The organism is Pseudomonas sp. TAE6080, assembly GCF_018732265.1.
Classification (GTDB): Bacteria; Pseudomonadota; Gammaproteobacteria; order Pseudomonadales; family Pseudomonadaceae; genus Aquipseudomonas; species Aquipseudomonas brenneri.
In genome coordinates this window covers 64,664-90,115 of sequence record NZ_JAHIDY010000022.1, presented here as the reverse complement: position 1 = coordinate 90,115, position 25,452 = coordinate 64,664, and the positions used below count along the sequence as shown (strand labels likewise).

At 62.3% G+C, this 25,452-nt stretch carries 19 protein-coding genes and 2 riboswitches; of the genes, 13 read left to right on the top strand and 6 right to left on the bottom strand.

Features of this window, described 5'->3' with window-relative positions; all coding sequences use genetic code 11:
- Positions 1-18: 18 nt before the first annotated feature.
- Entirely contained in the window at positions 19-3,729 is a 3,711-nt protein-coding gene (gene metH / locus KL786_RS17425; protein ID WP_215518413.1) for a methionine synthase, read from the bottom strand.
- A 165-nt stretch (positions 3,730-3,894) separates the two neighbouring features.
- On the opposite strand from metH, the gene KL786_RS17420 reads away from it, so the two are divergent.
- Positions 3,895-6,186, top strand: coding sequence for a fatty acid cis/trans isomerase (locus tag KL786_RS17420; RefSeq protein WP_215518412.1), 2,292 nt, complete (start codon positions 3,895-3,897; stop codon positions 6,184-6,186).
- A gap of 86 nt (positions 6,187-6,272) precedes the next feature.
- Positions 6,273-6,857, top strand: coding sequence for a Fe-S biogenesis protein NfuA (nfuA, locus tag KL786_RS17415; RefSeq protein WP_003190728.1), 585 nt, complete (start codon positions 6,273-6,275; stop codon positions 6,855-6,857).
- 203 nt (positions 6,858-7,060) lie between these two features.
- Here the strand turns inward: nfuA and cobM are convergent, their stop codons facing one another.
- From cobM to KL786_RS17395, 4 genes are all read right to left on the bottom strand, one after another.
- Complete coding sequence (cobM, locus tag KL786_RS17410; protein ID WP_215518411.1) at positions 7,061-7,807, bottom strand: precorrin-4 C(11)-methyltransferase; 747 nt, start codon at positions 7,805-7,807, stop codon at positions 7,061-7,063.
- Between the two features lie 69 nt (positions 7,808-7,876).
- The gene (locus tag KL786_RS17405; RefSeq protein WP_215518410.1) at positions 7,877-8,269 is read right to left on the bottom strand and encodes a cobalamin biosynthesis protein; all 393 of its coding nucleotides are present in this window, start codon (positions 8,267-8,269) and stop codon (positions 7,877-7,879) included.
- The gene (locus KL786_RS17400) at positions 8,266-8,967 is read right to left on the bottom strand and encodes a CbtA family protein (protein ID WP_215518409.1); all 702 of its coding nucleotides are present in this window, start codon (positions 8,965-8,967) and stop codon (positions 8,266-8,268) included. Before KL786_RS17400 ends, KL786_RS17405 begins: the two co-directional genes overlap by 4 nt.
- Positions 8,968-8,978: 11 nt before the next feature.
- The gene (locus tag KL786_RS17395) at positions 8,979-9,167 is read right to left on the bottom strand and encodes a CbtB domain-containing protein (protein WP_032861188.1); all 189 of its coding nucleotides are present in this window, start codon (positions 9,165-9,167) and stop codon (positions 8,979-8,981) included.
- Between the two features lie 96 nt (positions 9,168-9,263).
- A riboswitch (cobalamin riboswitch) is annotated at positions 9,264-9,463 on the bottom strand.
- Positions 9,464-9,558: 95 nt separating this feature from the next.
- A riboswitch (cobalamin riboswitch) is annotated at positions 9,559-9,760 on the top strand.
- Positions 9,761-9,853: 93 nt separating this feature from the next.
- On the opposite strand from KL786_RS17395, the gene cobW reads away from it, so the two are divergent.
- The 4 genes from cobW to KL786_RS17375 all read left to right on the top strand — a co-directional run bounded on the left by cobW (position 9,854) and on the right by KL786_RS17375 (position 16,490).
- Positions 9,854-10,915: a cobalamin biosynthesis protein CobW gene (gene cobW / locus KL786_RS17390; RefSeq protein WP_215518408.1), complete on the top strand. Its 1,062-nt coding sequence runs from the start codon at positions 9,854-9,856 to the stop codon at positions 10,913-10,915.
- A gap of 3 nt (positions 10,916-10,918) precedes the next feature.
- Complete coding sequence (gene cobN, locus KL786_RS17385; RefSeq protein WP_215518407.1) at positions 10,919-14,680, top strand: cobaltochelatase subunit CobN; 3,762 nt, start codon at positions 10,919-10,921, stop codon at positions 14,678-14,680.
- Between the two features lie 155 nt (positions 14,681-14,835).
- On the top strand, positions 14,836-15,834 hold the full coding sequence (locus KL786_RS17380) for a magnesium chelatase ATPase subunit I (RefSeq protein WP_215518406.1): 999 nt from the start codon (positions 14,836-14,838) through the stop codon (positions 15,832-15,834).
- 53 nt (positions 15,835-15,887) lie between these two features.
- Positions 15,888-16,490 carry a vWA domain-containing protein gene (locus tag KL786_RS17375; RefSeq protein ID WP_090293150.1) on the top strand — a complete coding sequence of 201 codons (603 nt, stop codon included), beginning with the start codon at positions 15,888-15,890 and terminating at the stop codon, positions 16,488-16,490.
- A 125-nt stretch (positions 16,491-16,615) separates the two neighbouring features.
- Here the strand turns inward: KL786_RS17375 and KL786_RS17370 are convergent, their stop codons facing one another.
- The gene (locus KL786_RS17370) at positions 16,616-17,569 is read right to left on the bottom strand and encodes a DUF1853 family protein (protein ID WP_215518405.1); all 954 of its coding nucleotides are present in this window, start codon (positions 17,567-17,569) and stop codon (positions 16,616-16,618) included.
- A gap of 154 nt (positions 17,570-17,723) precedes the next feature.
- On the opposite strand from KL786_RS17370, the gene KL786_RS17365 reads away from it, so the two are divergent.
- From KL786_RS17365 to zapE, 7 genes are read left to right on the top strand one after another with little or no spacing between them, the layout of a single operon-like run.
- Complete coding sequence (locus KL786_RS17365; RefSeq protein WP_010210870.1) at positions 17,724-18,614, top strand: NAD(+) kinase; 891 nt, start codon at positions 17,724-17,726, stop codon at positions 18,612-18,614.
- The gene (locus KL786_RS17360) at positions 18,611-19,585 is read left to right on the top strand and encodes a metallophosphoesterase (RefSeq protein ID WP_215518425.1); all 975 of its coding nucleotides are present in this window, start codon (positions 18,611-18,613) and stop codon (positions 19,583-19,585) included. Before KL786_RS17365 ends, KL786_RS17360 begins: the two co-directional genes overlap by 4 nt.
- Positions 19,582-20,451, top strand: a complete 870-nt coding sequence (locus KL786_RS17355; RefSeq protein WP_215518404.1) for a rhomboid family intramembrane serine protease — start codon at positions 19,582-19,584, stop codon at positions 20,449-20,451. Before KL786_RS17360 ends, KL786_RS17355 begins: the two co-directional genes overlap by 4 nt.
- 28 nt (positions 20,452-20,479) lie before the next feature.
- Positions 20,480-20,740 (top strand): YeaC family protein, encoded by a 261-nt coding sequence (locus tag KL786_RS17350; RefSeq protein WP_029291449.1) that lies wholly within the window; start codon positions 20,480-20,482, stop codon positions 20,738-20,740.
- Positions 20,737-21,567, top strand: coding sequence for a DUF2797 domain-containing protein (locus KL786_RS17345; protein ID WP_032861181.1), 831 nt, complete (start codon positions 20,737-20,739; stop codon positions 21,565-21,567). Before KL786_RS17350 ends, KL786_RS17345 begins: the two co-directional genes overlap by 4 nt.
- Positions 21,568-21,580: 13 nt before the next feature.
- On the top strand, positions 21,581-24,238 hold the full coding sequence (gene pepN / locus KL786_RS17340) for an aminopeptidase N (protein ID WP_215518403.1): 2,658 nt from the start codon (positions 21,581-21,583) through the stop codon (positions 24,236-24,238).
- Positions 24,235-25,341 (top strand): cell division protein ZapE, encoded by a 1,107-nt coding sequence (gene zapE / locus KL786_RS17335; RefSeq protein WP_215518402.1) that lies wholly within the window; start codon positions 24,235-24,237, stop codon positions 25,339-25,341. The genes pepN and zapE overlap by 4 nt, the downstream gene beginning before the upstream one ends.
- The last annotated feature ends 111 nt before the right edge of the window (positions 25,342-25,452 follow it).

Here is a 25,452-nt window from a genome sequence, read left to right as displayed (position 1 = left end):
TGTCGGCGATAGCAACCCTCAGTTGTCGTAACCCAGGTTCGGCGCCAGCCAGCGTTCGGTCACGGCCAGGTCCTGGCCTTTACGTGCGGTGTAGCTCGTTACCTGGTCCTTGTCGATCTTGCCCACGGCAAAGTACTGCGCCTGCGGGTGGGCGAAGTACCAGCCGCTGACCGCCGCTGCCGGGAACATCGCGTAGTGTTCGGTGAGGAACACACCACTGCGCCCGGCCTGCATTTCGCGGGCCTCAGGGTCCAGCAACTGGAACAACTGGGCTTTTTCGGTATGGTCCGGGCACGCCGGGTAGCCGGGAGCAGGGCGGATACCGCTGTACTGCTCCTTGATCAGCGCCTCGTTGTCCAGCGCTTCGTCCTTGGCATAGCCCCAGTGATCTTTACGCACCTGCTGGTGCAGCCACTCGGCGCAGGCCTCGGCCAGGCGGTCGGCCAGGGCCTTGACCATGATCGAGTTGTAGTCGTCGCCCGCGTCCTGGTAGGCCTTGGCTATTTCCTCGGCACCGATGCCGGCGGTGGTGATGAACCCACCGATGTAATCGGTCACGCCGCTGTCCTTGGGCGCAACAAAGTCGGCCAGGGAGAAGTTCGGCTTGCCGTCGGTCTTGATGATCTGCTGGCGCAGGTGATGCAGCTTGGCAATCGGCAGGCCGTCGTCGCCGTAGACTTCCAGGTCATCGTCCTGCACCTGGTTGGTCGGCCAGAAGCCGAACACGGCTCGGGCGCTGATGAGCTTTTCGTCGATCAGCTTCTTGAGCATTTCCTGTGCGTCGGCGTACAGCGCGGTCGCCGCTTCACCGACCACTTCATCGGTGAGGATGCGCGGGAATTTGCCGGCCAGGTCCCAGGAGATGAAGAACGGCGTCCAGTCGATGTATTCGGCCAGTACCTTGAGATCGATATTGTCCAGCACCTTGGCCCCGGTAAACGTTGGCTTGACCGGGGTGTAGGTGCTCCAGTCGAACTGTGGCTTCTTGGCGATGGCCGCCGGGTAGCTCAGGCGTTCGGTGCGGGCGCTGCGGTTCGAGGTGCGCTCACGCACGTCGATGTATTCCAGGCGGGTTTTCTCGACGAAACCGGCCTTGAGCTCCTTGGACAGCAACTGGGTGGCCACGCCCACCGCGCGCGAGGCGTCGGTTACGTAGATCACCGCATCGTTGCTGTACTTGGGCTCGATTTTTACTGCGGTGTGCGCCTTGGAGGTGGTCGCGCCACCGATCATCAGCGGCAGGTGGAAGTCCTGGCGCTGCATCTCGCGGGCCACGTGCACCATTTCATCCAGGGACGGCGTGATCAGGCCGGACAGGCCGATGATGTCGCACTTCTGCTCCTTGGCCACCTGCAGGATCTTCTCTGCGGGCACCATCACACCCAGGTCGACAATGTCGTAGCCGTTGCAACCCAGCACCACGCCGACAATGTTCTTGCCGATGTCGTGCACGTCGCCCTTGACCGTGGCCATGAGGATCTTGCCCTTGGCTTCCGGCTTGTCGCCCTTTTCCAGTTCGATGAACGGGATCAGGTGGGCCACGGCCTGCTTCATCACGCGGGCGGATTTCACCACTTGCGGGAGAAACATTTTGCCGGCGCCGAACAGGTCGCCGACGATGTTCATGCCGGACATCAACGGGCCTTCGATCACTTCGATCGGACGGGCGAACGATTGGCGTGACTCTTCAGTGTCTTCAACGATGTGCGTGGTGATGCCTTTGACCAGTGCATGCTCCAGACGCTTGTTGACCGGCCAGCCACGCCACTCCTCAGTCTCGGCTTCCTTGACGCTGCCATCGCCCTTGTACTTGTCGGCGATGGCGAGCAGGGCGTCGGTGCCTTCCGGGGTACGGTTGAGCACCACGTCTTCCACCGCGTCGCGCAGTTCGGCGGGGATCTGGTCGTAGATCTCCAGTTGGCCGGCGTTGACGATACCCATGGTCAAGCCATTGCGGATCGCATACAGCAGGAACACCGAGTGGATCGCCTCGCGCACCGGGTTGTTGCCGCGGAACGAGAACGACACGTTGGACACGCCGCCCGAGGTCAGGGCATACGGCAGCTCATCGCGGATGTAGGCGCAGGCGTTGATAAAGTCGACGGCGTAGTTGTTGTGCTCTTCAATACCGGTGGCCACGGCAAAGATGTTCGGGTCGAAGATAATGTCTTGGGGCGGGAAGCCCACTTCATTGACCAGGATGTCGTAGGAGCGCTTGCAGATCTCTTTCTTGCGCGCCTCGGTGTCGGCCTGGCCGGCTTCGTCGAATGCCATCACCACCACCGCTGCGCCGTAGCGCTTGCACAGCTTGGCGTGATGGATGAACTGCTCGACGCCTTCCTTCATGCTGATGGAGTTGACGATGCCCTTGCCCTGGATGCATTTGAGGCCAGCCTCGATCACTTCCCACTTGGAGGAGTCGATCATGATCGGCACACGGGAGATATCCGGCTCGCCGGCAATCAGATTGAGGAAGGTCACCATGGCCTTCTTCGAATCGAGCATGCCCTCGTCCATGTTGATATCGATCACCTGGGCGCCGGCTTCCACCTGCTGCAGGGCGACTTCCAGGGCTTCGGTGTAGTTGTCCTCGCGGATCAGGCGGGCGAACTTGGCTGAACCGGTGATATTCGTGCGTTCGCCGACGTTGACGAACAGCGACTGGCGATCGATGGTGAACGGCTCCAGGCCCGACAGGCGGCAGGCCTTGGGAATGTCCGGGATCGGGCGCGGCGCGTAGCCGGCCACGGCCTTGGCGATGGCCTCGATATGCCCCGGCGTGGTACCGCAGCAGCCGCCGACGATATTGAGGAAGCCGCTCTGGGCGAACTCCTCGATGACCTTGGCGGTTTGTGCTGGCAGCTCGTCGTACTCGCCGAACTCGTTGGGCAGGCCGGCGTTGGGGTGCGCCGATACATAGGTGTCAGCCTTGTTCGACAACTCTTCCAGGTATGGACGCAGCTCACTGGCGCCCAGGGCGCAGTTCAAGCCGACGGAAATCGGCTTGGCGTGGCTGATGGAGTTCCAGAACGCCTCGGTGGTCTGGCCCGACAGGGTGCGGCCGGAGGCGTCGGTGATGGTCCCGGAAATCATGATCGGCAGTTCGACACCCAGTTCTTCGTACACGCCCTGCACGGCGAAGATCGCGGCCTTGGCGTTGAGGGTGTCGAAGATGGTTTCGATGAGGATCATGTCTGCACCGCCTTCGATCAGGCCTTTGGTGGCCTCGGTGTAGTTCTCCACCAGTTCATCGAAGGTCACGTTGCGGTAGCCGGGGTTGTTCACATCTGGCGACAGCGAGCAGGTGCGGCTGGTGGGGCCGAGGACGCCGGCGACAAAGCGTGGCTTGTCCGGGGTCTCGAGGGTCTTGGCGTCGGCGACTTTACGCGCCAGGCGCGCGCCTTCCAGGTTCAGCTCATAGGCCAGCGCCTCCATGCCATAGTCGGCCTGGGACACCTGGGTGGCGTTGAATGTGTTGGTTTCGAGGATGTCGGCACCGGCATCCAGGTACGCCTTTTCGATCCCGCCGATCACATCCGGGCGGGTGAGGATCAACAGGTCGTTGTTGCCCTTGACGTCGCTCGGCCAGTCGGCGAAGCGTTTGCCGCGGTAGTCCTCTTCCTCCAGCTTATAGCTCTGGATCATCGTGCCCATGCCACCATCGAGGATCAGGATGCGTTCCTTGAGGGCTTGCTGGAGGGCTTGCAGGCGAGTGCTACGATCGGACATGGGGCTACTCTAATCAGGCATTACGGAGGGCGTGGATCATAGCAAACCTGTGCGCTTTTAGAGCATGTCAGGGTTTTGCATGAATATCGCTCATGTTGATAGCGTGTCGACATCGGTAGAATTGCCGCAATTTTTCAGCGCATGCTTTGAATCGGGACCGGATACATGTCACTTCGCATCATCACCAGTGCCGCCTTGGCGTTGGTCGCCTGCATCGCACAGGCCAACGGACCCGCCCCGGCGATTTCCTATACCCGTGACATTCAGCCGATCTTCACCGAGAAATGCGTGGCTTGCCATGCCTGCTACGACTCCGCCTGCCAGCTCAACCTGGGCAGTGGCGAAGGTGCGGCACGTGGCGCGAGCAAAATCCCCGTGTACAACGGTGAGCGTAGCCAGGCTTCACAGCCGACCCGGTTGTTTTATGACGCCTTTGGCAAGACGGCCTGGCAGCGCCAGGGGTTTGGCTCGGTGCTTGATGCCCAGGGCACCCAGGCCGGGCTGATGGCGCGCATGTTGGAGTTGGGCCATAAAACGCCGTTGGCGCCCAATGCCAAGCTGCCTGATGAGATCGTGTTGGGCCTGAACCGTGAGAACATGTGCCCGTTACCTGGTGAGTTCGACGCCTACGCTGGCGCGCACCCCAAAGAAGGCATGCCGCTGGCCGTCACCGGCCTGACCGACCAGCAGTACCAGACCCTGCAACGCTGGCTGGCGTCCGGCGCGCCAATTGACGAGCAAGGCCTGGCGCCCAGCGCCCAGGAAGCCTTGCAGGTCCAGCAATGGGAAAACCTGCTGAACCAGCCCGGCGCCCGGGAAAGCCTGGTGGCGCGCTGGCTGTACGAGCATCTGTTCCTCGCCCATATCTATTTTGAAGGCGGTGAGCCGGGGCATTACTTCCAGTGGGTGCGCTCGCGTACGCCCAGTGGCCAGCCGATCGACCTGATCAACACCCGGCGTCCCAATGACGATCCTGGCACCCAGGTGTACTACCGCTTGTGGCCGGTACAAGGGGTGATCGTGCACAAGACCCACATCACCTATCCGTTCAGCGCGGCGAAGATGGCGCGGATCAAGTCGCTGTTCTACAGCGGCGACTGGCAAGCCGTGGCGTTACCGGGCTACGGGCCTGGCCGCCGGGCCAACCCGTTCGAAACCTTCGAGGCAATCCCGGCCAAGGCGCGCTACCAGTTCATGCTGGATAACGCCGAATACTTCGTGCGCACCTTTATTCGCGGGCCGGTGTGCCGTGGGCAGATTGCCACGGACGTGATCCGCGACAACTTCTGGACCCTGTTCCAGGACCCGGACCACGACTTGTACATCACTGATGCCCGTTATCGCGGCCAGGCCACGCCGTTGCTGGCGATGCCGGGGCAGAACGATGACGTGGGCAGCGTGCTGGGCCTGTGGCTGGCCTACCGCGACAAACGCAATGAGTACGAGGCCCTGCGCCGCGACAACTACGCCGACTTGCCGGCGCCGGGCTGGTCGAGCCTGTGGGAGGGCAATGACAACGCGCTGCTGAGCATTTTCCGCCACTTCGACAGTGCCTCGGTGACCAAGGGCCTGATTGGCGAAGTGCCGCAGACTATGTGGCTATTCGACTACCCACTGCTGGAGCGCACCTATTACCAGTTGGCAGTCAATTTTGATGTGTTTGGCAATGTCTCGCACCAGGCCCAGACGCGCCTGTATTTCGACCTGATCCGCAATGGCGCCGAGCAGAACTTCCTGCGCCTGATGCCGGCGGACTCACGGGATGGTTTCCTCGATGACTGGTACCAGAACAGCGGCAAGGTCAAGCTGTGGCTGGACTATGAAGCCATCGACAACGACAAGCCCACGGGCCTGAAGCTGGATGAGAAAGATCCGAAACGTGACTTCGCCAATCAACTGCTGGCCCGCTTTGGCAGCCTGAATGCCAGTGCGGACCCCATCAACCGCTGCATGGGTGCGTATTGCTCGCGCCCTGGCCTCGACCCGCAACTGCGCGACGCCGAACAGACCCTCAGCCGCCTGACCTCAAGGCCGGCGGCCGGGCTCAAGGTGATCGAGCAATTGCCCGAAGCCACCCTGCTGCGCATCCAGACCCGCAGCGGCAAACGTGAGGTCTACAGCCTGCTGCGCAACCGCGCCCACAGTAACGTGGCATTCATGTTGGGCGAGGCTTATCGCTATCAGCCGGGCCTGGATACCCTGACGATCTACCCAGGCGTGCTCAGCAGCTACCCCAACTTCATCTTCAACGTGCCTGCCGAGGACGTACCGGAGTTCGTCGAAGACATGGAGTTGGCCAGGGACGCCAAGCGTTTTGAGCGGATTGTCGAGCGCTGGGGCATCCGCCGCAGTCACCCGCAGTTCTGGGAGTACTTCCACGATTTGTCGCAGTACCTGCACGAAACCACGCCGGTGGAAGAGGGCGTGCTGGACATGAATCGCTACGAGAACCTGTAGATGCAGATTTGCCTGACAAAAATACTAGGACTTTGTACCGCGCAGGCGATTGGCGTAAACTGCCAGCAAGCCTGTGAGGAGTTCCCATGACTGCCATAACCATTACCGACGCCGCCCACGATTACCTGGCTGATCTGCTGTCCAAGCAGAACACCCCGGGTATCGGCATCCGCGTCTTCATTACCCAGCCTGGCACCCAGTACGCAGAGACGTGCATTGCCTACTGCAAGCCGGGGGAAGAAAAGCCTGAAGACACCGCCCTGGGGCTCAAGAGCTTCACCGCGTACATCGACGCCTTCAGCGAAGCCTTCCTTGACGATGCCGTGGTCGACTACGCCACTGACCGCATGGGTGGCCAATTGACCATCAAGGCCCCTAACGCCAAGGTGCCGAACGTCAATGCCGACAGCCCGGTCAATGAGCGCATCAACTATTACCTGCAAACCGAAATCAACCCGGGCCTGGCCAGCCATGGCGGCCAGGTCAGCCTGATCGACGTGGTGGATGACGGCATCGCCGTGCTCAAGTTCGGTGGCGGCTGCCAGGGCTGCGGCCAGGCTGACGTGACCTTGCGTGAAGGTATCGAGCGCACGTTGCTGGAGCGGATCCCCGAGCTCAAGGGCGTACGTGACGTGACCGACCACACGCAGAAAGAAAACGCCTACTACTAAGGTGTTCGCTGCAAACAAAAGACGGCGCCCGTGAGCGCCGTTTTTTATGGTTTAAAATTAGTAAGTTACGCGATTTATCTAACAAATAAGATCAACTGTAGGAGCTGGCTTGCCTGCGATAGCGGTGTGTCAGGCAACTTCTGTACTGACGGTTAAACCGCGATCGCAGGCAAGCCAGCTCCTACATTTTGTCTAACGTGGTGTCAGGGCCGGTAGAGGTGGGCGTGACCTGCGCGATACAGCGAGGATTCGCTGAAGTGATCACTGGCCAGCACCCGGCCTACCACGATCAGCGCTGTGCGCCTGAAACCCTTCGCCGCGACCTTTTCGACAATGTCCGCCAAGGTGCCAATGGCCCAATCCTGATCCGGCCACGTCGCGCGATGCACCACGGCAATCGGGCAATCCGAGCCATAGTGCGGCAGCAGTTCGGCGACGATTCTCTCCAGATGATTGACCCCCAGGTGCACCGCCATGGTCGTGCCATGGCTGGCCAGGCTGGCGAAGGCTTCCCCGGCCGGCATCGTGGTTTTATCCGCATAACGGGTCAGGATTACGCTTTGGGCGATATCCGGCAGGGTCAGTTCAGTTTCCAGCAGCGCGGCACAGGCTGCCACCGCCGTGACCCCGGGAATGATCTGGAAGGGGATCCCCAGCTCGCGTAAATGGCGGATTTGTTCGCCAATCGCCCCATACAGGCTCGGATCACCGGAATGCACCCGCGCCACGTCCTGGCCTTTCTCATGGGCGACCTTGATCAAGCCAATGATCTGCTCCAGGTTCAGTTCGGCGCTGTTGACCACCTGTTCGGCCCGATGCCCTTCGAGTACGGCAGCCGGCACCAGTGAGCCTGCGTAGATGATCACCGGGCAACTGCGGATCAGCCGCTGGCCCTTGACGGTGATCAGTTCCGGGTCGCCGGGACCAGCGCCGATGAAGAAGACGGTCATGGAAAAATCCTGTGCAAAAGCGGGCGAGCATGAGTACGGCTCATGATCGAGAGGGGCAATTATCGGACTTTAGCCGGCGCAGGCCAATGCAAACGTGGCCCTGGCGGCTTTTTTGCGGGTGATCAGCAGTCGGGCAGGGGCATTGGCGAGCTGTTCTGCCAATGCCAAAGCGGCACTTTCAGCAATGCCGTAGCACCCCGTATGGGCGAAAACCACAGCCGACCTGTGGCTCAAGCGCCCTTCGTAAGGCAGCAGTTGTTGTGCATCAAAGCACTGCAATGGCAGATTCAAGGTGTTGGCCAGGGCGGTCATGCCCGGCTCATCACGCTTGTGGGCAATACTTGCCAATGCGTTTATCTGGCCGGGGTCGATACCGGCCTCGGCCAGAGCGCTGTTGAACAGTTCCAGCAAGGCCTCAACCTCACAGCCACGCTGACAACCCAGGCCGACAGTCAGAATCATGCGGCGTATTGATCGTCACGATTGCGGCGAAACAACCAGGCGCTGATCAGCCCCAAAGCCAGCCAGAACGCGACGTTGGTCAGCTGCGAGGCGATCTTGAATTGGGCTTCCAATGCTTCGGGGGCCAGCATCGAGTGAACTTCCGGCTGTGGCGCACCAATGACATGGGGCACCGCCAGGATCGCCACGCCAAGGATTTTCAGCAGCCAGTTGCGGCCAAACACAATCAACGCAATGCCAGCGGCGGTAGACGCTGCCGTGCCGATCCACCAGATCTGCCGTTGCGCCAGGTCGGCCGCCGCAGTGCCAGGCAGCTCAGGCGGCAAACCGAGGGTAGGGGCCAGAACAAAGGTCGCATAACCGGCCAGGCCCCAGAGCAAGCCCTGGGCGGTACGTGTCGGGGCGCGCAGGGTGTACAAGCCGGCCAGCATCAGCGCAAAACCGACGGCGACCACCAGGTTGCCGCCCGTGGTGGACAGCACGCGCTGCCAGCCATCTTCAGGCTCCCACGCTTCGGCGTCGTGGCTATGGGCCGCAGCGCCTGCGGCATGCTCATGCACCTCGGTCGCGGCCGGGGCGTTTTCGAAGGTCTCGGCTTGCAGAATCAGCGGAGCCACCCAGAAACTTTGCAGCAGAGTCAGCAACAGGGCGGCCAGCAGGCCGGTGAACCCTGCGGTTTGCGCAATACGCTTGATCATGGCGGCAGGTCTCAATGGCACGGGAAGGCGGCGCTGTGGCGCGTATCGTGGGCGGCGTTGTGCACGGCCTCGATATGGGAGAACCCGGCGAAATACACCAGGCACGCACCGAGGATCGACGCGCCGATGGCGGCGGTCAGACGTTGGCTCAAAGTGGCGCTGGTGCTGGCGGTATGTGAGGTGCTGCTGATGATCGACATGGCACGTCCCTTTCGAGTGGCAGGGTGACACGAGCGCATGAAAACCCCGCGAGCCGGGCACGCAGGGTTCTGAACAGCGCCCGCCCACCGCGGGTTTGTTATCTGATTGTTCGGGCCGGTCTCCGGGCTTGCGAGGGGCTCTGGGCCTGAAAGCATCACCTTCCCATGCCGGGGCACAGTGGATCTGACGCTTCGCTCGCTTACCGTTGCGGGGGCAGCACCGGACTGTCATGCAGGCATGAGTCACCGGTTTCCCGTTTCACCCTGTGAAGGGCACCTGAAACAAGATGTGTAGGAGAGCATGGGCGCGGGATGGCCGTCAATCTGTACCTGTGGCGAGGGGGACAGGGTTGAGCGACTGCTTTTCAATTGACCGGTCCTCATGCACTGCGTAGCCTTGCACGTTCGAGGTTCTTCGGCCCCGGTCGAAGCTAAGAAGGGAACGCGGTCCAAGCCGCGGCTGCCCCCGCAACTGTAAAGGGTTTATCTGACTGCCACGCCACTGCCTGAACCCGGCGGGAAGGCGCAGCCAGCGCCAGCCACCAGGCCGGCAAGCCCCAAGCCAGGAGACCTGCCTCGCAACCGATTTTCCATTTCAACCGGGCGGGGTGATCCGGTGACGTATCCAGCGCCTGCGCGCCGCCGCAGGGCCAGTCGTCCCGTATGCCCGCCCCAAAGGGCATCCGATGAAAACACTGGCCAAACTCCCCGTCACTATCGTCACCGGCTTTCTCGGCTCGGGCAAAACCACCTTGCTGCGCCATATGCTGGATAACGCCCAGGGCCGCCGCATTGCCGTGATCGTCAACGAGTTCGGTGAGCTGGGCATCGACGGCGAGATCCTCAAGCAGTGCTCCATCGGTTGCACCGAAGAAGAAGCCAACGGCCGAGTGTATGAGCTGGCTAACGGCTGCCTGTGCTGCACCGTGCAGGAAGAGTTCTTCCCGGTGATGCGTGAACTGGTCGCGCGCCGTGGCGACCTTGACCATATCCTGATCGAAACCTCCGGCCTGGCCCTGCCAAAGCCGTTGGTCCAGGCCTTCCAGTGGCCGGAAATCCGCAGTGCCTGCACCGTAGACGCCGTGATTACAGTGGTCGACAGCCCGGCCGTGGCCGCCGGCACCTTCGCCGCATTCCCGGATCAGGTCGATGCCATGCGCAAACTCGACCCGAACCTGGACCACGAATCGCCGCTGCACGAACTGTTTGCCGACCAACTGGCCAGTGCCGACCTGGTGATCCTCAACAAAACCGACCTGATCAGCGCCGAAGACCTGGCCCGGGTACGCCTGGAAGTCGCCGAAGAACTGCCGCCAGCGGTGAAGATCGTCGAAGCCAGCAGCGGTCGCCTGCCCCTGGACGTATTGATTGGCCTGGGCGCCGGTTCCGAGGAGCATATCGATGGGCGCCACAGTCATCACGATCATCACCACGAAGGTGAAGACGATCACGATCACGATGCTTTTGACTCCATCTCCATCGACCTGCCACAGGCTGACGAAGCGCTGCTGCTCGATGCCTTGACCCAGTTGGTGGTGCAACACGGCATCCTGCGTGTCAAAGGTTTTGCGGCGATCCCGAACAAGCCGATGCGCCTGCTGATCCAGGGCGTGGGCACGCGTTTCGACAAGCACTTCGACCGTGCCTGGAGCGCCGACGAAGCACGCATCACGCGCCTGGTGCTGATCGGCCAGGATCTGGATGCCGCTGGCCTCGAAGCGCAACTGCGCGCTGCGCTCAGCGTTTAACCCATGCATCTGCTCAGGACCCAGCCCGGTGGTTTCATCAGCGATGACAACATCGCCGACCTTGGACAAACCCCCGCCGAGCTGGTGATCCTGTGCAGCGGTGATTCCAGCCTGGCGCTGCTGGCCGAAGCGGCGCAGCAACTGCCCGACGACTACCCGAGCCTGCGCCTGGCCAACCCGATGCAGGTGCAGAACCACGCCTCGGTCGACCTGTACGTCGACCAAGTGCTGCGCCACGCCAAGGTCATCCTGATTTCCCTGCACGGCGGCATCGGATATTGGCGTTACGGTATCCAACGCCTGGTGGAGCTGGCCGGGCAGGGCGTGCAGTTGATTCTGGTTCCGGGGGACGACCGCCCCGATCCTGAACTCAGCAGCTTGAGTAGCGTCTGCGCCGCAGAACGCGACCGCCTGTGGCACTTTCTGCGCCAGGGCGGGCTGGGTAATGCGCTGGATTTCTATCGCTGCCTGGCCAGTAGCTACTTGGGCCGTGATTACCCGTGGGCCGAGCCGCAAACCTTGCCGCGCACGGCGATTTATCACCCGTACCAGGCCAATGCCCGCTTGAGTCACTGGCAGGCAGACTGGAACGCCGAATGGCCGGTAGCGGCGGTGCTGTTCTACCGTTCGCACTTGCAGGCGGCCAATACTGGTTTTATTGATGTTTTCTGCCAGCGCTTGCAGGCGGCGGGTCTTAACCCGCTGCCGATGGCGGTGGCCAGTTTGAAAGAGCCCGGCTGCCTGGCGGTGGTCGAGGATCTGCTGGATGAGGTTCAGGCGGCGGTGATTCTCAACACCACCGGCTTTGCCCAATCCAGCCCCGAAGCCCCCCATTTGCGACCGTTTCGCCGCAATATCCCGGTGATCCAGGCGATCTGCGCCCAAGACAACCAGCCCGGCTGGGAAGCCAGCGAACAGGGCCTGGGGCCCCGCGACTTGGCGATGCACATCGCCTTGCCGGAGTTGGACGGGCGCATCATCAGTCGTCCGATCAGCTTCAAGGATCTGGCCTGGCGCAGCGAACGCAGTCAGTCGGACGTGGTGTGCTACCGCGCGGCGCCCGAGCGTATGGACTTCGTGGCCGAGCTGGCAGGGCGCTGGGTCGAGCTGGCACGGGTGCCGAATGCAGATAAACGTATCGCACTGATTCTCGCCAATTACCCGACCCGCGACGGACGCATCGGCAACGGCGTGGGCCTGGACACACCGGCCGCCGCCTTGAATATCCTGCTTGCCCTGCAAGCCGAGGGCTATCCGCTGCCGCAAACGCTACCCGGCAGCGGCACCGCCTTGATCCACGAGCTGCTTGGCGGTGTGACCAACGACCTCGATAGCCTCGACCTGCGCCCTTGCCAGCAAAGCCTGGGCCTGGATGAATACGAGGCGATGTTCATGCGCCTGCCCCAAGCTAATCGCCAGGCCGTGCTGGAACGCTGGGGCACGCCACACAACGACCCGATGTGTCGCGACGGGCGCATGATGATCGCCGGTCTGCGCCTGGGCCTGACCTTTGTCGGCATCCAGCCGGCCCGGGGTTACCAGGTGGATGCCAGCGCGGTCTACCACGACCCGGACCTGGTGCCGCCCCATGCTTACCTGGCGTTCTATTTCTGGCTGCGCCACACCTACGGCGCCCATGGCGTGATCCACGTGGGCAAGCATGGCAACCTGGAGTGGTTGCCGGGCAAAGGCGTCGGGCTGTCCGAGAACTGCTGGCCGGATGCGCTGCTGGGCCCGCTGCCCAATATCTATCCGTTTATCGTCAACGATCCGGGCGAGGGCGCCCAGGCCAAGCGCCGTACCCAGGCGGTGATCATCGACCACCTGATGCCGCCGCTGACCCGCGCCGAAACCTACGGCCCGCTGCGCAACCTGGAGTTGTTGGCGGACGAGTATTACGAAGCGCAGTTGCTCGACCCACGCCGCGCCCTGGAACTGCAGAAGGACATCCTCAAGCTGGTGCGCGAAACCCGCATCGATCAAGAGCTTGAGCTGGATAACGATGCCGATGCTGCCGTCTGGCTGCCGCGCCTGGACACCTACCTGTGCGATTTGAAGGAATCGCAGATCCGCGATGGCCTGCATATCTTTGGCGAGTCGCCAGAGGGCCGCTTGCGTATCGACACCTTGCTGGCCCTGCTACGTATCCCGCGTGGCGACGGGCGCGGTCCGCAATCGAGCCTGCTGCGGGTGTTGGCCAAGGCCTTCGAGCTGGGTTTTGACCCGCTGGACTGTGCCCTGGCAGAACCCTGGACCGGGCGACGCCCCGAGGTGTTGCAGAAGATCGATGGACAGTTGTGGCGCACCGCTGGCGATACCCGTGAACGCCTGGAGCTGTATGCGGCGCGGTTGATCGAACAAGCACTGGAAGGACCGCTCGAACAGCTTGAGGAGCCCGGTTGGGAGGGCGTGAAATCGGTGATCGAAAGCCTGCGCATCGTCGTCGCGCCGCGCCTGGATGCCTGCGGCCCGGCGGAAATGCGCGGTTTGCTGGATGCCCTGGGCGGTCGTTTCGTGCCGGCCGGGCCCAGCGGTGCGCCGAGCCGTGGGCGCCTCGATGTACTGCCGACCGGGCGTAACTTCTTCACCGTGGATGTGCGCAATCTGCCGACCACCACCGCCTGGCGTATCGGCTTCCAGTCCGCACACCTGATGCTTGAGCGACACCTGCAGGACCACGGCGACCATTTGCGCCAACTCGGGCTTTCTGTGTGGGGTACCGCGACCATGCGCACCGGCGGCGACGATATCGCCCAGGCCATGGCGTTGATGGGCGTGCGTCCGGTGTGGGCCACAGGTAGCCAGCGCGTCGATGACTTTGAAATCCTGCCAATCAGTCTGCTGGACCGCCCAAGGGTTGACGTCACGCTGCGGGTGTCCGGTTTCTTTCGCGATGCCTTCGCCAACCTGATCCGCCTGTTCGATGCTGCGGTGCAGGCGGTTGCGGCGCTGGATGAACCGGACGACATGAACCCGCTGGCGGCCAAGGTGCGCAGCGAGCGCAAGGCGTTGATTGCGTCTGGCCTGGACGAAGACGCGGCGACCCGGCAGGCCGGCTGGCGCATTTTTGGCGCCAAGCCCGGTGCATATGGCGCGGGCGTGCAGGGCGCCATTGACGGTCGTTTATGGCAAAGCCGCGAAGACCTGGCCGAGGTCTACCTCAATTGGGGCGGCTACGCCTATGGTGGTTCTGATGAAGGCACCGCCGCCCGCGAACAATTCGCCCAGCGTTTGAGCCAGGTGCAGGCGGTGCTGCAGAACCAGGACAACCGTGAGCACGATCTGCTCGACTCCAATGACTACTATCAATTCCAGGGTGGCATGCTCGCCGCCGTGGAGACCCTGAGCGGCGAAAAGGCCGCCAGCTACCATGGCGATCATAGCCAGCCGGACCTGCCGAAAATCCGCACACTGAAGGAAGAGCTGAACCGGGTGATCCGTTCCCGCGCCGCCAATCCCAAGTGGATCGAAGGGGTCAAGCGCCACGGCTATAAAGGCGCGTTCGAGATGGCGGCGACGGTGGACAATCTGTTCGCCTTTGACGCTACCACCGCGTTGATCGACGATCATCAATATGCATTGCTGGCCGATGCCTACCTGCTCGACCCCGGCACTCGGGCGTTTGTGCAGCAGCACAATCCTGATGCCCTGCGTGACATGACCGAGCGCATGCTGGAAGCCCAGCAGCGCGGTATGTGGCAGGAACCGGGGGCGTACCGCGAGGCATTGGAAAACCTGTTGCTGGATATAGAAGAAGACACCTGATGCTTACCAGAGCGCACGCCTCACGGTAGGAGCGAGCTTGCTCGCGAAAAACGCAAGGGCAACGCGCTCATCCAGAATGCTCGCGTCAACGTTGACTATTTTCGCGAGCAATCTCGCTCCTACAGGGGCGCTACAGAATTCATCGAGATATCAGTATGACTGACACCCCGCATTTCCCACTGTCCGCCGTGGTCGGCGCCGACGAGCTGAAACTGGCGCTGTGCCTGACGGCTATCGACCCGAAAATCGGCGGTGTGCTGATCGAAGGCCCGCGCGGCATGGCCAAGTCCACCCTGGCCCGTGGCCTGGCAGACCTGCTGGCCAGCGGGCAGTTTGTCACCTTGCCTTTGGGCGCCACTGAAGAGCGCCTGGTGGGCACCCTCGACCTGGATGCAGCACTTGGCGAAGGCCGTGCGCAGTTTTCCCCTGGTGTATTGGCCAAGGCCGACGGCGGCGTGCTGTATGTCGATGAAGTCAACTTGCTGCCCGACCACTTGGTGGACCTGTTGCTCGACGTCGCCGCCAGCGGCACCAACCTGATCGAGCGCGACGGTATCTCCCACCGGCATGCGGCGCGCTTCGTGCTGATCGGCACCATGAACCCGGAAGAGGGTGAATTGCGTCCGCAACTGCTGGATCGCTTTGGTTTCAATGTGGCGTTGAGCGGGCAGACGTTGCCGGCCGAGCGTGGGCAGATTATCCGTCGGCGCCTGGATTTCGACAGCGATGCCCAGGGCTTCTGTGCGCAGTGGGCCGGACAACAGGCCGCGTTGCGCGAGCGTTGTACCCAGGCCCGCGCGCGACTGGACAGCATTGCCCTGGATGATCCGGCCCTGGCACAGATTACCGAGCGCTGCTTTGCGGCCGGTGTCGATGGCCTGCGCGCCGACCTGGTGTGGCTGCGCGGGGCGCGGGCGCATGCGGCCTGGCGTGGGGCTGCGGCGATCAGTGAGGAAGATATAGACGCGGTGGCCGAGTTTGCCTTGCGTCATCGACGCCAGGAGCATGCACCCCCTGCGAGCCCGCCCGACAGCGGTCAGGCGCCCAAGCCCTCTGAGCCTTCTACTGGACAAGGTCAGTGGGGCGAAATGCCGGCGCCCGCGCAAGCCATGGGCGCCCGGCGTGAAGTGCCGGCCTGGCCAAAAAAGCCCTAGGCATTCGTCCCCGGCCTGACGCGGGGGCGGATGCCCGGCCCAAGGCGGGTCGACTGGACAAGGGCAGGCAGGGGCGGGCACGCAATGGTGCTGAGGGCTCGGTCAACTGGCCGGCGACCTTGCTCGGCGGGCGACCGCAACGTCGGGCAGACCTGGTGTATCGACTGCGCAGTCGTTCGCCCCATGAACTGTGGTTGGTGATCGTCGATGCGTCGGCGTCTACCCGTCGCCATCAAGCCTTGAGTGACGCCAAAGGCGTGCTTGCCCAGGTGTTTGACGATGCTTATCGCCAGCGCGCGCGATTGGCGTTGTTGACGGTGAGCGGGCAAGTGCCGAGCTGGCAGGTCCAAGGCTTGAAGGCCGCCAAAGGTTTGGGCCGCTGGTTGCAAGCGTTGGGCGCCGGTGGTGGTACGCCTCTGCTGGCGGCATTGACCGAGGCCGGGCACTGGCTCAAGGCCCGCCGTCAGCGCTACCCGGCCGAGCAGCAGCGGTTGCTGGTGATGACCGATGGCCGACTCAAGGATATCGGTCCATTACCGCTGCTGGATTGTCCGGGGTTGTTGGTGGATATCGAACGTGGGCCGATCCGGCTGGGGCGGGCTCGGGAGCTGGCTGCCGGGTTGCAGGTCGATTATCGGCATATTGATAGTCTGTAGCGCTGGGGCTACCGCTGTCGCAGGCAAGCCAGCTCCCACAGTTGACCGCATTCCAACGGATGTACTCGGTCAACTGTGGGAGCTGGCTTGCCTGCGATGAGGCCCGCAAACCCACCCCATAAATATCAACCCGCCCCCGCCCCCGGCACATTCGGCCAAAGATCCGCCACCAGAAACAGCCGCTCCGCTTCCTCCCAGTCCCCGCCGTTCGGAATCATCCGCACCAACAACTGTGCCGGCGCCATCGGGTCAAGGTCGGCCAGCCAGCGCTGCATCTGTTCTTCACTCCAGATTTCCCCAGCCGGGTAATGCGCCGGTGCAAGCCAGGCATGGCGAGGCAGCGGTTGCCAGCGGCCCGCTGGACTGTTGCGGATAAAGTCCAGCCAGTCACGCTGATGCAACCAGCGCCCCCGCAAGTGCTGGGGGTGGGCGCCAAGGGGCGGCCCAGCCTCGCCGGGCCAGGGGTACAGCAAGTAGCCACCCAGCCACAGATGGGCATCGAACTGTTGGATATCCAGCGCCGCCAGCACCTCGCGGCTTTCCGCCCTGGCCGAGATGGGCAGTTGATGGTCAGCCAGATGCGCCAGTTTGCGGTCCAGTCGGTCATGGCAGCCAGGGCCCAGCCACTGTGCCGTGTCCTGGCCGCTGCCGTCCCGGGGGCCGAGGTAGAGTTTGATCGCCAGTTCCAGGTGATGCACGCCATCACGGTCGCGCAGCAGCATGTCCAGCTCGCCGAGGGTATGCCCGGCCTGGCGGATCGGCAGGTTGGCCGCCAGCAATTCCACGCCCGGGGCGTGCTGTACGGCAAACTGCCAAAGGCGCTCGTAATACAGGCCCAGGCGCCGAGTGCGGGCCAGGCTCAGCCAATGCAGCAGGGCGCTGCTGTCCTGGTCCAGTTGCTTGAGCCATTGCTCCAGTGCCGCGGGTTGCTGCACCCAGTCGCTGCCGGCCAGGGGATGACGCTGGGGCCAGGGTGTCTGTTCCAGCATCGGCGGGGCGAGGATCACCCACGCCAGGTCCCGCACCTCGGGATGACGTAGTTGATGGGGCAGGTACTGCAAGTCTGGGAACGGATTCATGGTCCGAGCATAGCTGTTTCCTACCCCCTGCGTGATCGTGCCGGATGTTGAGAACCGTTGTCGTCTGGGCCCTGGGGCGACAAAGGATTTTGTCTAACGCGGCCTTTCGCCCATAATCGTTCTTTTTGCCAGACCCAAACCCCGCAGGAGCCCCATGGAGCAATTTCGCAATATCGGCATCATCGGTCGCCTGGGCAGTACCCAGGTTCTGGACACCGTCCGCCGGCTGAAAAAGTTTCTGCTTGAGCGCCACCTGCATGTGATCCTCGAAGACACCATCGCCGAGATTCTGCCAGGCCACGGCCTGCAGACCTCGTCGCGCAAAATGCTCGGTGAAGTCTGTGACATGGTGATCGTGGTCGGCGGCGACGGCAGCCTGCTCGGCGCAGCCCGGGCCCTGGCGCGACATAACGTGCCGGTGCTGGGGATCAACCGCGGCAGCCTGGGGTTCCTCACCGATATCCGCCCCGACGACCTGGAAGTCGAAGTGGCCAAGGTGCTGGACGGCCATTACCTGGTGGAAAACCGCTTCCTGCTGCAAGCCGAAGTGCGTCGCCACGGCGAAGCCATCGGCCAGGGTGATGCCCTCAATGATGTGGTGCTGCACCCCGGCAAGTCGACGCGGATGATCGAGTTCGAGCTGTACATCGATGGCCAGTTCGTGTGCAGCCAGAAGGCTGACGGCCTGATCGTCGCCACGCCTACCGGTTCCACGGCCTACGCGCTGTCTGCCGGTGGGCCGATCATGCATCCCAAGCTGGACGCCATTGTGATCGTGCCGATGTACCCCCATATGTTGTCCAGCCGGCCGATTGTGGTCGATGGCAACAGTGAGCTGAAAATCGTGGTTTCCAAAGACATGCAGATCTACCCGCAAGTCTCCTGTGACGGGCAGAACCACTTCACCTGCGCCCCCGGTGACACCATCACCGTGAGCAAAAAGGCGCAGAAGTTGCGGTTGATCCACCCGCTGGATCACAACTACTACGAAGTGTGCCGCACCAAGCTGGGCTGGGGCAGCCGCTTGGGGGGTGGAGGCGACTGATGCTCGATCCCGCGCGTAGCTACGACCTGATTGGTGACGTACACGGTTGCGCTCATACCCTTGAGCACCTGCTCGACCAGATGGGTTACCACAAGCAGGGCGGCACCTGGCGCCATCCTTCACGCATGGCGGTGTTCCTCGGCGATATCATCGACCGTGGCCCACGCATTCGTGAGGCGCTGCATATCGTCCATGACATGGCCGAAGCCGGCCAGGCGCTGTGCATCATGGGCAATCATGAGTTCAACGCCCTGGGCTGGAGCACATTGGCGCCGCCTGGCAGTGGCAAGCAGTACGTGCGTGAACATTCGCCACGCCACGCGCGGCTGATCCATGAGACCCTGACCCAGTTCGAACACCATCCGGCTGACTGGCACGACTTCCTCGGCTGGTTCTACGACATGCCGTTGTTTGTCGACGCCGGGCGTTTCCGGGTGGTACACGCCTGCTGGGATTCGGGGCTGATCGAACCGCTGCGCGGGCAATTCCCGGACGGCTGTATCGACGAGCACTTCCTGCAGGCCGCAGCGGTACCTGGCAGTTTTGCCTGCAACGCCTTCGACCGCCTGCTGCGCGGCACCGACATGCGCCTGCCGGACGGCCTGACGCTGACCGGCGGCGACGGGCTGACCCGCTCGTTCTTTCGCACCAAATTCTGGGAAGACGATCCGAAAACCTACGGCGATATCGTGTTCCAGCCCGATGCCTTGCCCGACCCTGTGGCGCGTACGCCGCTGTCGTCGAGCGAGAAAAATTCCCTGCTGCGCTATGGCGTCGATGAGCCGCTGTTGTTCGTCGGCCACTACTGGCGCAGTGGCAAGCCGGCGCCGATCCGTCCGAACCTGGCCTGCCTGGACTACAGCGCAGTGCTGTACGGCAAGCTGGTAGCGTACCGGCTGGACCAGGAAACCCGCCTCGATCCGAACAAGTTTGTCTGGGTCGATGTCGAGCGTCCCGAGGTGATTTCATGAGTAGCGTGGCGGTTTTACGTTTGCCGCTGAATGTGGACCTGGGCGGCTTCGTCAAGCTGTTGCAGCGCATGCAGGTGCCCCATCGCGTCAGCGAAGAGGCCGGCGAGCAAGTGCTGTGGGTGCCGGACGCGATCAGCGAGGACGTGCGCAGCCTGTATCAACGCTTCCCCGCCGGCGACCCGGACCAGCAGCTGGATATTCCCCAGGAACAGGTGGCCAAGCGTCCCGGTTTCCTCCAGCAATTGCGCCACAGCCCACTGACGGCCGGTGTGTTGCTGCTGAGCCTGATCGTCGCTGCACTGACCCTGCTTGGCGACAACCTGCAAGCCATGAGTTGGCTGACCTTCCTGAATTTCCACGTGGCCGGTGAATACCTGTACTTCACCCCCCTGGCCGACAGCCTGGCGGCGGGGCAGTGGTGGCGGTTGGTGACGCCGATGCTGATCCACTTCGGCATCCTGCACCTGGCGATGAATGGCATGTGGTACTGGGAACTGGGGCGGCGCATCGAGTCGCGCCAGGGCAGTATCAACCTGCTGGGCCTGACCTTGCTGTTCAGCCTGGCGTCCAACTACGCGCAATACACCTTTGGCGGACCTGGCCTGTTCGGTGGTTTGTCTGGCGTGCTGTACGGCCTGCTGGGCCATTGCTGGATCTACCAGATGCTCGCGCCCAACCCGGCGTATCGCTTGCCGCGTGGTGTGCTGGTGATGATGCTGGTGTGGTTGTTGCTTTGCCTGTCGGGGCTGGTCTCGATGATCGGTTTCGGCGAAATCGCCAACGCGGCACATGTCGGCGGGTTGGCAGTCGGTTGCCTGACGGGCTTGCTGGGCGGCTTGTATAGCCGTCACAAGCAGGCCCAGTGAATCTCCTAATTTGTTAAGGAAGAGTCTTATGTCCTCTTTTGCTGAAATGATCGAAAACATCACCCCGGATATCTACCAGAGCCTCAAGCTTGCCGTGGAAATCGGCAAATGGTCCGATGGCCGCAAGCTCACCGCCGAACAGCGCGAGCTGTCCTTGCAGGCGATGATCGCCTGGGAACTGCAAAACCTGCCGGAAGACCAGCGCACCGGCTATATGGGCCCGCAGGAATGCCAGTCCAAATCGACCCCGGTGGAAAACATCCTGTTCAAGTCGGATGCCATCCATTGATTGAGATTGGCCGTGGTGCAGTCAGCAAGATGTCGGCGCAACTGGGTTCGCCGACCGTTCAATATGCTTTTCGCCTGGGCGATACCGAGGTGCCGGTCAACCCGTTGATCGGCACGCATGTGCGCCTGGAATACCTCGGTGCGATCCACTGCACCCATTGCGGGCGCAAGACCAAGACCAGCTTCAGCCAGGGCTATTGCTACCCGTGCATGACCAAGCTGGCCCAGTGCGACCTGTGCATCATGAGCCCCGAGCGCTGCCATTTCGATGCCGGCACCTGCCGCGACCCGGCCTGGGGCGAAAAATTCTGCATGACCGACCATGTGGTGTACCTGGCGAATTCGTCAGGGATCAAGGTCGGCATCACCCGCGCCACCCAGTTGCCCACGCGCTGGCTGGACCAGGGTGCAAGCCAGGCGCTGCCGATCATGCGCGTGGCCACACGCCAGCAATCGGGCTTCGTCGAGGACGTGTTGCGCAGCCAAGTGGCCGACAAGACCAACTGGCGCGCATTGCTCAAGGGCGACGCGGCGGCGGTGGACCTCAAGCAGGTACGCGACGAGCTGTTCGTCTCCTGCGCCGATGGCCTGCTGCAATTGCAGGAACGCTTTGGCCTGCAGGCCATCCAACCGGTAACCGATATCGAACCCCTCGAAATCCGCTACCCGGTGGAGCAATATCCGGCCAAGATCGTCAGCTTCAACCTGGACAAGAACCCGATTGCCGAAGGCACGCTGCTGGGGATCAAGGGCCAATACCTGATCTTCGATACCGGCGTTATCAATATTCGTAAATACACGGCTTACCAGCTCGCCGTGCATCAGTAGAAGGATTTCACGCATGCGCACCGAACAACCGAAGATGATTCACCTGAAGGACTATCAGGCGCCCGAGTACCTGATCGACGAGACCCACCTGACCTTCGAGTTGTTCGAGGACCACAGCCTGGTTCACGCGCAGCTGGTGATGCGCCGTAATCCCGAGCGCGGCGCCGGCTTGCCGCCATTGGTACTGGACGGCCAGCAACTGGAGCTGTTGAGCGTGACCCTGGGTGACCGGGAACTGAGCGTTGCCGACTACCAGTTGACTGACAGTCACCTGACCCTGCACCCGGCCAGCGATACCTTTACGGTCGATACCAGCGTGCGCATCCACCCGCAAACCAACACCGCCCTGGAAGGCCTGTACAAATCCAGCGGCATGTTCTGCACCCAATGCGAGGCCGAGGGTTTTCGCAAGATCACCTACTACCTGGATCGCCCGGACGTGATGAGCACGTTCACCACCACCGTGATCGCCGAACAGCACAGCTATCCGGTGCTGCTGTCCAACGGCAACCCGATTGCCAGCGGCCCCGGCGAAGACGGCCGGCACTGGGCAACCTGGGAAGACCCGTTCAAGAAGCCGGCCTACCTGTTCGCGCTGGTAGCCGGTGACCTGTGGTGCGTCGAAGACACCTTCACCACCATGAGCCAGCGTACCGTCGCGCTGCGCATCTATGTCGAGCCGGAAAACATCGACAAGTGCCAGCACGCCATGAACAGCCTGAAGAAGTCCATGCGCTGGGATGAAGAGGTCTACGGTCGCGAATATGACCTGGATATCTTCATGATCGTGGCCGTGAACGACTTCAACATGGGCGCCATGGAAAACAAGGGCCTGAATATCTTCAATTCCAGTGCGGTGCTGGCCCGCGCCGAGACGGCGACCGACGCCGCGCACCAGCGGGTCGAAGCGATCGTCGCCCACGAGTACTTCCACAACTGGTCGGGCAACCGCGTGACCTGTCGCGACTGGTTCCAACTGTCGCTCAAGGAAGGCTTCACGGTGTTCCGTGATTCGCATTTCTCCGCTGATATGAACTCGGCCACCGTCAAGCGGATCCAGGATGTGGCTTACCTGCGTACCCACCAGTTCGCCGAAGACGCGGGCCCGATGGCCCATGCCGTGCGCCCTGACAGCTTTATCGAGATTTCCAACTTCTACACCCTGACCGTGTACGAAAAAGGTTCGGAAGTCGTCGGCATGATCCACACCTTGCTCGGCGCCGAAGGCTTCCGCAAAGGCAGTGACCTGTACTTTGAGCGCCACGACGGCCAGGCCGTGACCTGCGATGACTTCATCAAGGCCATGGAAGACGCCAATGGCGCCGACCTGACCCAGTTCAAGCGCTGGTACAGCCAGGCCGGTACGCCACGTCTGGCGGTGAGCGAGTCCTACGATGCCGCAGCCAAGACCTACAGCCTGACCTTCCGCCAGAGCTGCCCGCAAACCCCGGATAACGTGGAAAAGCTGCCGTTCGTGATTCCCGTGGCCCTGGGCCTGCTGGGCGCCAACGGTGCTGACCTGCCGTTGCGCCTGGCCGGTGAAGCGGCTGCGCAGGGTACGTCGCGGGTGGTGTCGGTGACTGAGGCCGAGCAGACGTTTACCTTTGTTGATATCGCTGAGCAGCCGTTGCCGTCGCTGCTGCGTGGCTTCTCGGCACCGGTGAAGCTGAGCTTCCCCTACAGCCGCGACCAGTTGATGTTCCTGATGCAGCACGACAGCGACGGTTTCAATCGCTGGGATGCCGGCCAGCAACTGGCGGTGCAGGTGTTGCAGGAACTGATCGGCCAACACCAGCAGGGCAAGCCCCTGGTCCTGGACCCGCGCCTGATCAGCGCGCTGCGCAGTGTGTTGAGCGACGACAGCCTGGACCAGGCCATGGTCGCGGAAATGCTTTCGTTGCCGGGCGAAGCCTACCTGACCGAAATCAGCGAAGTGGCCGACGTCGAAGCCATCCATACCGCTCGCGAGTTTGCGCGCAAGCAGTTGGCCGACAACCTGTTCGAAGGCCTGTGGCTGCGTTATCAGGCCAATCGCGACCTGTCGCGCAAGACGCCTTACGTGGCAACGGCTGAGCACTTTGCACGCCGCGCCTTGCAGAATATTGCGCTGTCCTACGTGATGCTCAGTGGCAAGCCTGAAGTGCTGGCCGCGACCCTGGAGCAGTTCGACGCCTGTGACAACATGACCGAACGCCTGACGGCCCTGGCGGTGCTGGTCAACTCGCCGTTCGACGCCGAGAAGGCCAAGGCCCTGCAAGTGTTTGCCGAGAACTTCAAGGACAACCCGCTGGTCATGGACCAATGGTTCAGCGTCCAGGCCGGCAGTGCGTTGCCAGGCGGCCTTGCGCGGGTCAAGACGCTGATGCAACACCCGGCGTTCACCCTCAAGAACCCGAACAAGGTACGTGCTCTGGTCGGTGCATTCGCCGGGCAGAACCTGATCAACTTCCATGCCGCCGATGGCTCGGGCTATCGCTTCCTGGCTGATCTGGTGATCGAGCTCAATGCCTTCAATCCGCAGATTGCCTCGCGGCAGTTGGCGCCGCTGACTCGCTGGCGCAAATACGATAGCGCCCGCCAGGCGCTGATGAAGGCCGAGCTTGAGCGCATCCGGGGTTCGGGCGAGTTGTCCAGCGATGTGTTCGAGGTGGTCAGCAAAAGCCTCGCATGACGTTTGACTCACCCCTGGCCGCCTACCAGCAGGCCCTGGCCAATGGTTTTGTGGCTGACGATGCGCAACGCCAGGCGGTCGAGGCGTTGCAGGTATGCCATGCGGCGCTGCACCAAGGCGCCGAAACAGCGGTCACCGGGGTTTACCTCTGGGGGCCGGTGGGGCGTGGCAAGACCTGGCTGATGGATCAGTTCTATCAGAGCCTGCGGGTGCCTGCGCGGCGCCAGCACTTTCATCACTTCATGGGCTGGGTGCACCAGCGCTCGTTCCAGTTGACCGGCACCCCCGATCCTTTGCAGGCCCTGGCCCGTGAATTGGCCGGGGACGTGCGGGTGTTGTGTTTTGACGAACTGTTCGTCAATGACATCGGCGATGCGATCATCCTGGGTCGCCTGTTCCAGGTGATGTTCGACGAAGGGGTGGTGATGGTCTGCACCTCCAACCAACCGCCGGAGCAGTTGTACGCCGGTGGTTTCAACCGTGAGCGTTTCCTGCCGGCCATTGAGGCGATCAAGGCCCATATGCAGGTGGTGGCGGTCGCCGGGAGTGAAGATCACCGCTTGCATCCGGGAACCGCTGAGCAGCGCTACTGGGTGGATGAGCCTCAGGCATTGGCACAGGTCTTTGCGCGCTTGAGCGAGGGGCAAGCCTGCAGCGCTGCGCCGGTTGTCGTGGGTTCGCGCAGTATTGCCACGGTGCAGTCGTGCGAGACGGTGCTGTGGTGCCGTTACGCTGACTTGTGCGAGCAACCCCTGGCGGCCATGGATTTCATGCAGCTGTGTGATCGCTACAGCGCCATATTACTCGGCGAAGTCCCCAGCTTGAGTGCACAGCAGCGTCCCGGACGTATCGCCCGCGGCACCGAAGACGGTGCCCAGCGTGTGGATGCGGGGGATCGTGAGTTACCGCAACTGTCTGTGCACGACGACAGCGTGCGGCGCTTTATCGCCCTGGTCGATGAGTGTTACGACCGCAAAGTACCGTTGTATATCGAGGCCAAGGTGCCCTTGGTGTCGCTTTATACCGAGGGTTACCTGGAGTTTGCCTTCCGCCGGACCCTCAGTCGCTTGCAAGAAATGCAGCTGCAGCGCTTTGGTAGATAATGGCCTTGAGCCACCTTTTGTCGATTGAAAGCGCGATCGCGCTTTCCTGCACCAACCTGTCATTAATCTCCTTCATCTATGGCCTACAGCCCGCTTACAATCGAGGTTTTG